Source organism: Symbiopectobacterium sp. Eva_TO, from assembly GCF_053848865.1.
Genome location: NZ_JBSPEY010000004.1, coordinates 2,680,314 through 2,691,081, shown reverse-complemented (window position 1 = coordinate 2,691,081; position 10,768 = coordinate 2,680,314). Strand labels below are relative to the sequence as shown.

Genomic DNA, 10,768 nt, shown 5'->3' with positions numbered 1-10,768 from the left:
AGTTAATCACTTCAGATCGGCGGCTTTATGGAACCCATCGGCAATCACGGTGGTTTCAATGTTGGATTTATCAACCGGCACCGGCGCTAACAGATACGATGGCACCGCTTTTAATCCATTCTCCAGCGAGGCGTTGGATTTGGGGGCTTTTCCCGCCCCTAACGCAACGGCAATATCAGCGGCTTCCGTTGCCAGCTTGGTGATCGGTTTGTACACCGTCATGGTTTGCGTGCCAGCGATAATGCGTTTTATCGCCGCCAAATCCGCATCCTGCCCGGAAATCGCCACCTTGCCCGCCAAGCCTTGAGCGGCCAAAGCCTGAATCGCACCGCCCGCCGTGGCATCATTGGAGGCGACGACAGCCTGAATATTGTTATTGTTTGCCGTTAGTGCATTTTCCATAATTTTCAAGGCATTTTCTGCCAACCACGCATCGACCCATTGATCGCCAACGACTTTTATTTTCCCAGAGTCAATCAAGGGTTTTAATACGTTCATTTGTCCCTTACGGAACAGTTTTGCATTATTGTCCACCGGTGAACCACCCATCAGGAAATAATTACCTTGTGGCACTTTGTCAATCAAATATTTCGCCTGTAGCTCTCCCACCTTTTCATTATCAAACGAGATGTAAAAATCCACATCCGCGTTATTGATCATGCGGTCATAGGCTAAGACCTTGAGACCTTCGCGTTTTGCTTCTGCAATCACATTGCTAAGCACCTGGCCGTTATAAGGAATAATAACCAGGACATCGACGCCGCGATTTATCATGTTTTCTATTTGAGAAATCTGGGTTTCCTCATTGCCGTTCGAAGACTGAACGAACACCGTCGCCCCCTGCGCTTGCGCCTTGGCAACGAAGAGATCGCGATCTTTCTGCCAGCGTTCCAAACGCAAGTCATCGATTGCCATACCAATTTTACCTCTTTGGCAAATCCGGCATGGCTTATTAACGCAAGTGCGGCACAGGCTGACAGTAAAAAGTGGGTAATGACTCCAATTAGTAGAACATGTGTTTTTCGATGAAGGCTCCGATGACTTTTTCGTGGATCTCGACGGAGCGCGAGAAGCAAATCGTTTTACGCGCCAGTCGTTTAATGCGGGTACGGAGCGTCAGGTTATTGCGCTCTATGCGTTGCGTGAAGATCTTGCCAGTCAGATGTTTCTGCTTCGGAACCTCTCTTGCATAGCTGCCCCAGTTGTCACTGGTAATCATGCCGATGTTGAACGGTGTCAACAGAGCCAGCAATTCACGGCAGGTCTCACCGGTTCGGGGGCCAAAAGTGTAGGCCAGAACACCGCCCGTTTTGGTATTGTAAGCGTACCAGAGCCAGTGCTGTAGCGCCTTACTGCCAACGAAGCTCCATTGTTCATCAAGTTCACAGATAAGGGCGACGTCGGCGTGAGCAACGGGAGAAGACGTTATCCTGCGGGGCGAGAGCTTTTTAAAGCCCGGATGACCGTATTGATGCCGATTTTCAACGTTCTGGCGGTATCGCGAACACCGGCACCGTTGAAGGCCATATCAACGATCTGCTCTTTGACTCCCGGCTTCCGCGCTTCATAGCGGTAGGTAAGCTGGAATAAACGGCGACAGCACTGACACCGGAAGCGTTCGCGCTTAGTTGGACTAAGGCCATGTCGATAAACTTTATCTGAATGGCAGCGAGGGCAATGAACAAAAACAGTAACCACGTGGAAACCTCAAATAGCGGCAGAATATCACAAAAGCCAACTATTTGAAGGCATTACCTTCGTTATGAAGGCCGCGGCACCACAAATCCCTTCGCTTTCCGCCATTACAATCCCGAACAGGAAATTTTGGGAAAACGGATGTCAGAGCATTTGCGTTTCGCCGTCGCCTACTGGCACACCTTCTGTTGGAACGGTGCCGATATGTTTGGCGTTGGCTCCTTTGAACGCCCTTGGCAAGCGGCAGGGGAGCCCCTGGAATTGGCAAAACAAAAAGCCGATATTGCCTTTGAGTTTTTCCAAAAATTGAACGTGCCTTACTACTGCTTCCACGACGTGGATATCGCACCGGAAGGCAGTTCATTGAATGACTATCTGTATAATTTCCAAACAATTGTCGACAAACTTGCCGAAAAGCAGCAGCAAACAGGGGTAAAACTGCTCTGGGGAACCGCCAACTGCTTTACACACCCTCGTTATGCTGCCGGTGCTGCCACCAACCCAGATCCGGAAATTTTTGCCTGGGCAGCGACACAGGTCTTTTCTGCTATGAACGCCACTCAGAAGCTCGGAGGAGAAAACTACGTGCTGTGGGGCGGGCGCGAAGGCTATGAAACCTTGCTAAATACCGATTTGCGTCAGGAACGGGAACAGATTGGCCGCTTTATGCAGATGGTGGTAGAGCATAAGCATAAAATCGGTTTTCAGGGCACGCGGCTTATCGAACCGAAACCGCAGGAGCCGACCAAGCATCAGTACGATTACGATGTGGCAACCGTTTATGGTTTCCTGAAACAGTTCGGTTTAGAAAAAGAGATCAAGGTTAATATTGAAGCAAACCACGCTACGCTGGCAGGACACACGTTCCACCATGAAATCGCCACTGCCATCGCGCTGGGGATTTTTGGTTCGGTTGATGCCAACCGTGGCGACCCACAGTTGGGCTGGGATACCGATCAGTTCCCGAACAGCGTGGAAGAGAATGCCTTAATCATGTATGAGATCCTCAAAGCCACCTCGTTATACACAAGTCCGCAACGCCTTATATGCCAAGGGTTAGCGGGCTGAAATAGGCAGCCGGTGGGGTTGTAAATGAAGTGAAACCGACGTGTACTATCGCCATTTACGGCGCTGAAAAATGACACGGGATTCAGATGGCTGGGCACACCAAGAACTGGAAGGGGTAAATCTTGGTGACACGAGGCTCAATAAGCGTGCCAAAGGGCTTTTGATACGGCTGGCTGAGAATCCGCAAGCCAGCATTCCGCATGCGTGCCTCGGATGGTCTGAGACGCTGGGTGCTTACCGCTTCATGGAGAACCAAGCATTCGAATGGCGAGACATTCTGCAACCTCACTGGCAGCGTACGCAGGAAAGGATCCGAGAACACGAGGTTGTGCTGTGTATCCAGACACTACCGAGCTTGACTTCAACGGGCAGCAAATCCAAGGCTTGGGTCCCTTGAACTACGAAGCCAGGCGTGGTCTGTACCTGCATCCGACCTACGCGGTCAGTCCGGATCGCGTGGGGTTGGGCGTACTGGATGCGTGGATGTGGGCAAGAGAGCCGAAGGATGCAGACGGAAAACGCGATGGGATCAAGGAGAGTACGCGCTGGCTCGAGGGATACGAGCGAGTTGCTGAACTCGCCTCGGAGTTGCCAAACACACGTCTGGTGTACTTAGCCGATCGCGAAGCGGATATCAAGGCGTTGATGCAGCTCGCTGATGACCTTGGCACTCCGGCTGACTGGTTGATCCGCTCGACTCATAATCGCAGTCTGGACTCTAATGAGAAGCTTTGGCAGAAGGTTGGAAAGACCGTGCCGGTGGGAGAAATCCAATTCGTTATGGCGGCTCGCGCGGGGCAGAAGGCGCGTACGGTGAAACAGGCGCTGCGCGTGAAGCGAGTGTCGCTGCGTTGCGGGTTGGCAGTGACTTGTGTGATAGCCAAGGAAATTGAGCCGCCAGCAGGCGTGAAGCCGGTCGAGTGGCGGTTGCTGAGCAATCGCGTACCTGAAGGACGAGAAGATATCGTGGAGCTGATCGACTGGTATCGGGCTAGATGGGAAATCGAGATGTTCTTCAATGTGCTGAAGAACGGCTGCTGTGTCGAAGCGTTACAGTTATCGACCGTGGATCGCATTGAGCGGGCATTGGCGCTGTTCATGATCGTGGCATGGCGCATCGCCTATTTAATGCGTATGGGACGAACCTGTCCAGAGCTGGACGCAATGTTGTTCTTTGATTCCGACGAGACTCATGGAGCTTACCTACTGATGAACAAGCGTATGCCCAAGGGCCGCCTAAGCTAAACGAAGTATTGCGCTTAGTTGCACAACTGGGAGGCTTTCTTGCTCGAAAAGGCGACGGTGAACCAGACGCAAAAACTATCTGGAAAGGCTTGCAGAAAGTCATGACGGCCGCCGAAACGCTACGCGCGCTCAGGCACGAACAGAGATGTGTATAACGAGGTGGGTTGTAAATGAAGTGAAACCGACGTGTACTATCGCCATTTACGGCGCTGAAAAATGACACGGGATTCAGATGGCTGGGCACACCAAGAACTGGAAGGGGTAAATCTTGGTGACACGAGGCTCAATAAGCGCGCCAAAGGGCTTTTGATACGGCTGGCTGAGAATCCGCAAGCCAGCATTCCGCATGCGTGCCTCGGATGGTCTGAGACGCTGGGTGCTTACCGCTTCATGGAGAACCAAGCATTCGAATGGCGAGACATTCTGCAACCTCACTGGCAGCGTACGCAGGAAAGGATCCGAGAACACGAGGTTGTGCTGTGTATCCAAGACACTACCGAGCTTGACTTCAACGGGCAGCAAATCCAAGGCTTGGGTCCCTTGAACTACGAAGCCAGGCGTGGTCTGTACCTGCATCCGACCTACGCGGTCAGTCCGGATCGCGTGGGGTTGGGCGTACTGGATGCGTGGATGTGGGCAAGAGAGCCGAAGGATGCAGACGGAAAACGCGATGGGCTCAAGGAGAGTACGCGCTGGCTCGAGGGATACGAGCGAGTTGCTGAACTCGCCTCGGAGTTGCCAAACACACGTCTGGTGTACTTAGCCGATCGCGAAGCGGATATCAAGGCGTTGATGCAGCTCGCTGATGACCTTGGCACTCAGGCTGACTGGTTGATCCGCTCGACTCATAATCGCAGTCTGGACTGTAATGAGAAGCTTTGGCAGAAGGTTGGAAAGACCGTGCCGGTGGGAGAAATCCAATTCGTTATGGCGGCTCGCGCGGGGCAGAAGGCGCGTACGGTGAAACAGGCGCTGCGCGTGAAGCGAGTGTCGCTGCGTTGCGGGTTGGCAGTGACTTGTGTGATAGCCAAGGAAATTGAGCCGCCAGCAGGCGTGAAGCCGGTCGAGTGGCGGTTGCTGAGCAATCGCGTACCTGAAGGACGAGAAGATATCGTGGAGCTGATCGACTGGTATCGGGCTAGATGGGAAATCGAGATGTTCTTCAATGTGCTGAAGAACGGCTGCTGTGTCGAAGCGTTACAGTTATCGACCGTGGATCGCATTGAGCGGGCATTGGCGCTGTTCATGATCGTGGCATGGCGCATCGCCTATTTAATGCGTATGGGACGAACCTGTCCAGAGCTGGACGCAATGTTGTTCTTTGATTCCGACGAGACTCATGGAGCTTACCTACTGATGAACAAGCGTATGCCCAAGGGCCGCCCTAAGCTAAACGAAGTATTGCGCTTAGTTGCGCAACTGGGAGGCTTTCTTGCTCGAAAAGGCGACGGTGAACCAGGCGCAAAAACTATCTGGAAAGGCTTGCAGAAAGTCATGATGGCCGCCGAAACGCTACGCGCGCTCAGGCACGAACAGAGATGTGTATAACGAGGTGCCTCAAAGCGGGTGGCTTCACAACCGGTGGACTGAATTTTGACGCCAAAGTGCGTCGCCAAAGCACCGATCGCTACGATCTGTTCCATGCCCATATAGGTGCCATGGATACGCTGGCGTTGTCGCTAAAAGTCGCAGCCCGGATGCTGGAAGATGACAAGTTGAACCAATGGGTTGCTAAACGCTATGCGGGCTGGAACGGCGAACTCGGGCAGCAAATCCTGCAAGGTAAACTTTCCCTCGAACAGTTGGCAAAATACGTCCACACAAAACAACTCGCACCGAAACACCAAAGCGGGCATCAGGAAATGTTGGAGAATTTGATCAACAACTACCTGTATTAGTAACGGTTAAAAGTCGCCTATTCTCACGGATGTTGCGACTTATTCGTGGGAATAACGCGGTGGGAATTACAGCGGTATCGGCAGGTCTAAATAAGGATCTCACATTATGTGTATTAGTCGCGACTTGATCTGACACTGGACCTTGAAAGGTTGAGAGTTACCGGTTTTGATATGGGTGTCGAATCCTTATACAAAACACGAGGTAACTCTCATGCTTCATACTAACAATCCCATCATCAAACACAAAGCCGGCCTGCTCAATCTCGCCGAAGAACTCGGTAACGTATCAAAAGCCTGTAAAATCATGGGGGTGTCACGCGACACGTTTTATCGCTATCAGGAACTGGCGGCAGAAGGCGGCATTGACGCTCTGGTTAACCAAAACCGCCGGGTTCCCAACCTGAAAAACCGTGCTGATGAAGCCACTGAACGTGCGGTTGTTGATTACGCCATTGAGTTCCCGGCTCATGGCCAGCACCGGACCAGTAATGAGCTGCGTAAAAAAGGCGTCTTCATTTCTGGCAGCGGTGTGCGCTCCATCTGGCAACGACACGATCTGGAAAACTTTCGTAAGCGCCTGAAGGCACTTGAGGAAAAAGTTGCCAGAGAAGGCATCGTACTTACTGATGCTCAAATCGCTGCACTGGAGAAGAAGGCGCACGACGACGAAGCCTGTGGTGAAATAGAGACTGCTCACCCGGGTTATCTGGGGTCGCAGGACACCTTCTACGTGGGTAATCTGAAAGGTGTTGGCCGTATCTACCAGCAGACGTTCGTGGATACGTACTCGAAAGTGGCGCACTGCAAGCTTTACACGAGTAAAGCACCGATCTCTGCCGCCGACCTGCTCAATGATCGCGTGCTGCCGTTCTACGAAGCTCAGGGGCTGCCAATGCTAAGAATACTGACGGACAGGGGGGACGGAGTACTGCGGTAAAGTGGAACAACATGACTATCAGCTGTACTTGGCTATCAACGATATAGACCATACGAAAACGAAAGCGATGTCTCCGCAGACAAACGGTATCTGCGAGCGCTTCCATAAAATTATTTTGCAGGATTTTTATCAGGTTGCGTTCCGTAAGACGTTATACGAGGACCTAGAAAGTCTACAAAAGGATCTGGACAACTGGTTGTGGCATTACAATAATGAGCGAACTCATCAGGGTAAAATGTGCTGCGGGCGTACGCCAATGGCCACGTTACTTGATGGTAAACGAGTCTGGGCAGAAAAAAATCTGAACCAGATTTAATCTGACAGACACCTGTATAAATAACCGGTAACTGTCAGATCAGGTCTGAGCTAATACACATTATGTATATGGGTATCGATCTCGGCACGTCGGGCGTAAAGACCCTTCTGCTGAATGAGGAAGGCTGCGTCATTGCCGCGCAAAGCGCACCGTTAACGGTATCCCGCCCCCATCCGCTCTGGTCTGAGCAATCTCCCGAGGCGTGGTGGACAGCCACCGATGCCACGGTACAAGCGCTGGCAACACAGTACAATTTACATGCCGTTAAGGCTATCGGCCTGACAGGGCAAATGCATGGCGCTACCTTGCTCGACAAACAGCATCGGGTGTTACGCCCCGCGATGCTGTGGAACGATGGCCGCAGTGCCGCCCAATGCCACACATTGGAACAACAGGTGCCGGATTCTCGCCAGATTACGGGTAATCTGATGATGCCGGGCTTCACGGCTCCTAAACTGAAATGGGTTCAGGAACATGAGCCCACATGCTTTCGGCAGATTGATAAGGTTCTGTTACCCAAAGACTACCTACGCTGGCGTATGACGGGCGAATTTGCCAGCGACATGTAGGATGCCGCCGGTACGATGTGGTTGGATGTCGGTAAACGGGATTGGAGTGATACGCTGCTCGCTGCCTGTTCGCTCGATCGCGAGGCAATGCCTGACTTGTTTGAAGGCAATCAGATAACCGGCTACCTTTCCGATGCACTGGCACAGCGCTGGAACATGAATAGCGTCCCAGTGGTCGCCGGTGGCGGCGATAACGCAGGGGTAGGCCTGTGGCAAGCGGGGCAAGCCATGCTGTCACTGGGAACATCCGGCGTCTACTTTGCGGTCAGCGATGGTTTTCTCAGCAACCCGCAGCATGCGGTGCACAGCTTATGCCATGCCTTACCGGGCACCTGGCATTTGATGTCGGTGATGTTGAGCGCGGCATCGTGTCTGGACTGGGTAGCCCGACTGACCCATGCCGAAAGCGTATCGCAATTACTGGAAGAAGTGGCACAAGCCACTGTCAGCACCAGCGTACCGCCTGTTTGGTTCCTCCCCTACCTTTCAGGCGAGCGTACCCCGCACAATAATCCGCAGGCAAAAGGCGCTTTTTGGGGATTAACCCACCAGCACGGCCGGGCAGAACTGGCGCGCGCCGTGCTGGAAGGCGTTGGGTTCGCGCTTGCCGATGGCATGGACGTGCTGCACATGACCGGGCTGCGCCCCTCTAAATAACTGTTCCGAATAGTAGATCACCTGAAGGGAACTCAGTCCGAGTTGAGCGATCTGATCAATCGATAAAGATCCCAAATCATCAACCGGACTGAGCGATGTCGAGCATAGCACCGATACCCCGTAACGAACGACGCCTGATGAAGAAAACTCTCCATAAAACGCGTGACAAGAATCACGCCCGCAGGCTGACCGCCATCCTGATGTTGCACCGGGGCGAGCGCGTGAGCGATGTCGCCAGGATGCTTTGCTGCGCCCGTTCGTCAATCGGCAGATGGATTAACTGGCTCACCCTGTACGGCATTGAAGGCCTCAAATCTCTGCGGCCCGGTCGTGGCCGTCGCTGGCCGTTTGAACAGATCTGCGCACTGTTAATCCAGCTCGTAAAGCGTTCCCCTCATGATTTTGGCTATCAGCGTTCGCGCTGGAGCACGGAACTGCTAGCGATAAAAATCAATGAGATAACCGGTTGCCAGTTGCATGCTTCCACGGTGCGCCGTTGGCTGCCTTCTGCCGGTCTGGTGTGGCGACGCGCAGCTCCTACGCTGCGTATCCGCGACCCGCATAAGGAAGAAAAAATGGAGGCCATCGCGATGGCGCTGGAACAATGCAGCGCGGAACATCCCGTCTTTTACGAAGACGAAGTGGATATTCATCTGAATCCCAAAATTGGCGCGGACTGGCAGGTTCGCGGGAAGCAGAAACGCATCGTGACGCCGGGCCAGAACGAGAAATATTATCTGGCGGGTGCATTACACAGCGGAACGGGAAAAGTCAGCTATGTTGAAGGAAATGTAGTGGTCAACTAATATTGGCCACCGCATTAGACTGTATGTAGAACAGTCGCTCAGATTCGTTTGGAGTTAAGCCGCCGTTATACCAGTGAGGCCGGATAGCGCTGTAATACCCCGTGATGTAGCGGATAATCGCGTCCTGGGCTTCGCTGAAGCTGTTGTAACCCTTTGTCGGCACCCATTCTGTCTTCAGGCTGCGGAAGAACCGCTCCATTGGCGCATTATCCCAGCAGTTACCCCGCCGACTCATACTCTGCTTTATCCGGCAGCGCCACAGGGCTTGCCGGTATTGACGGCTGGTATAGTGGCTGCCCTGGTCGCTGTGGAACATGACTCCTGTTGGTTGTCCCCGGAGTTCCCAGACCATCTGCAACGCTTTAACTGTCAGCGCCGAGTCCGGCGACGTCGACATGGCCCAGCCCACCGGTTTGCGGGCGAACAGATCTAGCACCACCGCAAGGTAAGCCCAGCATTTGCCCGTCCAGATGTAGGTCACATCGCCGCACCAGACCTGATCCGGTGCGGTAACCGCGAACTGGCGGTTGAGATAGTTCGGTATTTCAACGTGTTCATTGCCGCCGCGTTTGTATTTGTGAGCCGGTCGCTGGCAGCTGGCGATACCCAGCTCCTTCATCAGCTTGCCAGCCAGCCAGCGCCCCATTTTGACACCAGAGCTGCCGGTGACGATGGTCGCGATACTTCGAGCGCCGGCAGAGCCGCCGCTGGCGTTCCAGGCTTCCATGACGCGGCTACACTTAACCACGCGCTCACCGTCGGGTTCATTAGCGGAAGCCTGCCAGTGCCTGTAGCTGCTGCGATGTACCTCAAAAGTTTGGCACAACGCCGTGACCGGGTATCGCGCCCTCAGCCTGTCGACTACCGTGAACCGTTGAGTGAGTCCGACATTAAGAGCGCCGTAGCCTTTTTTAGGATTTCGTTCTCCATTTCAAGGCATTGGACTTTTTTCTTCATCTCACGCAGCTCGAGCTGTTCAGGGGTAAGAGGAAGTCCCGTTGGCGTTTTTCCCTGTCGTTCAAGGCGAAGCTTATTGACCCAGCGACTAATGGCAGAATGGCTGACATTAACCGCCTCTGCGGCCTTAACGTATGTGTAGCCGTGGTCGACAACCAGCTTTGCGGCTTCGAGCTTAAATTCCGCCGTAAAATGTTTACCCATGAGGTCACCTGTCGTGTTGATGAGGTGAGCATATCACCTCCGATCAGGTGGCCAGTATCAGTGTGCCACTACAAAACAGTAAAAGTTCGTGTTTGTTTATCAGTATGTTAGAGCATCTGAGAGCAACGTACAGACGGGCAAAAACGCTCACGCTGATAGTTGATAACTACATTATTCACAAAAGCCGGGAGACGCAGCGCTGGCTGGAAGAAAACCCGAAATTCAGGGTTATTTATCAGCCGGTGTACTCACCATGGGTAAATCATGTAGAGCGGTTATGGCAGGCGTTGCATGAAACCATTACCCGCAATCATCAATGCTGTTCAATGTGGCAGTTACTGAACAAGGTTCGCCGCTTCATGGAAACCGTCAGCCCTTTTCCCAGTGGAAAACATGGACAGGCAAAAGTGTAGCGG

The 10,768-nt window shown here is 53.0% G+C and carries 3 protein-coding genes and 8 pseudogenes; 8 read left to right on the top strand and 3 right to left on the bottom strand.

The genetic code is table 11. From position 1 onward, the window contains the following. Nucleotides 1–6: 6 nt before the first annotated feature. Both xylF and ACWWJF_RS16230 read right to left on the bottom strand, forming a co-directional pair. Nucleotides 7–995 (bottom strand): annotated as a pseudogene (gene xylF, locus ACWWJF_RS16235) (D-xylose ABC transporter substrate-binding protein). An 8-nt stretch (nucleotides 996–1,003) separates the two neighbouring features. Further along, a protein-coding gene (locus ACWWJF_RS16230) for an IS1 family transposase (RefSeq protein WP_455870036.1) occupies nucleotides 1,004–1,698 on the bottom strand; the annotation gives its coding sequence in 2 pieces (ribosomal slippage) (nucleotides 1,004–1,455 and nucleotides 1,455–1,698; 696 coding nt in all). Nucleotides 1,699–1,755: 57 nt separating this feature from the next. Between ACWWJF_RS16230 and xylA the strand changes: the two are divergent. The 7 genes and pseudogenes from xylA to ACWWJF_RS16195 form a co-directional block, all read left to right on the top strand. Next, nucleotides 1,756–2,724: pseudogene (gene xylA, locus ACWWJF_RS16225) on the top strand (xylose isomerase); the annotation flags it as partial. A gap of 109 nt (nucleotides 2,725–2,833) precedes the next feature. Further along, nucleotides 2,834–4,163: pseudogene (locus tag ACWWJF_RS16220) on the top strand (IS4 family transposase). A gap of 61 nt (nucleotides 4,164–4,224) precedes the next feature. Then, entirely contained in the window at nucleotides 4,225–5,556 is a 1,332-nt protein-coding gene (locus tag ACWWJF_RS16215; RefSeq protein WP_455870035.1) for an IS4 family transposase, read from the top strand. Between the two features lie 8 nt (nucleotides 5,557–5,564). Next, nucleotides 5,565–5,906: pseudogene (locus ACWWJF_RS16210) on the top strand (xylose isomerase); the annotation flags it as partial. Between the two features lie 211 nt (nucleotides 5,907–6,117). Further along, nucleotides 6,118–7,159: pseudogene (locus ACWWJF_RS16205) on the top strand (IS481 family transposase). A 62-nt stretch (nucleotides 7,160–7,221) separates the two neighbouring features. Further along, nucleotides 7,222–8,376, top strand: a pseudogene (gene xylB, locus ACWWJF_RS16200) (xylulokinase); the annotation flags it as partial. Nucleotides 8,377–8,480: 104 nt separating this feature from the next. After that, nucleotides 8,481–9,176, top strand: a pseudogene (locus ACWWJF_RS16195) (IS630 family transposase); the annotation flags it as partial. Between the two features lie 7 nt (nucleotides 9,177–9,183). On the opposite strand, the gene ACWWJF_RS16190 reads toward ACWWJF_RS16195, so the two are convergent. Continuing rightward, nucleotides 9,184–10,352, bottom strand: a protein-coding gene (locus tag ACWWJF_RS16190; RefSeq protein ID WP_455869907.1) for an IS3 family transposase whose coding sequence is annotated in 2 segments (ribosomal slippage) — nucleotides 9,184–10,097 and nucleotides 10,097–10,352 — 1,170 coding nt in all. Because the reading frame shifts where the segments join, the coding sequence is not laid out codon by codon here. Nucleotides 10,353–10,426: 74 nt separating this feature from the next. Between ACWWJF_RS16190 and ACWWJF_RS16185 the strand changes: the two are divergent. Continuing rightward, nucleotides 10,427–10,765 (top strand): annotated as a pseudogene (locus ACWWJF_RS16185) (transposase); the annotation flags it as partial. Between the last annotated feature and the right edge of the window lie 3 nt (nucleotides 10,766–10,768).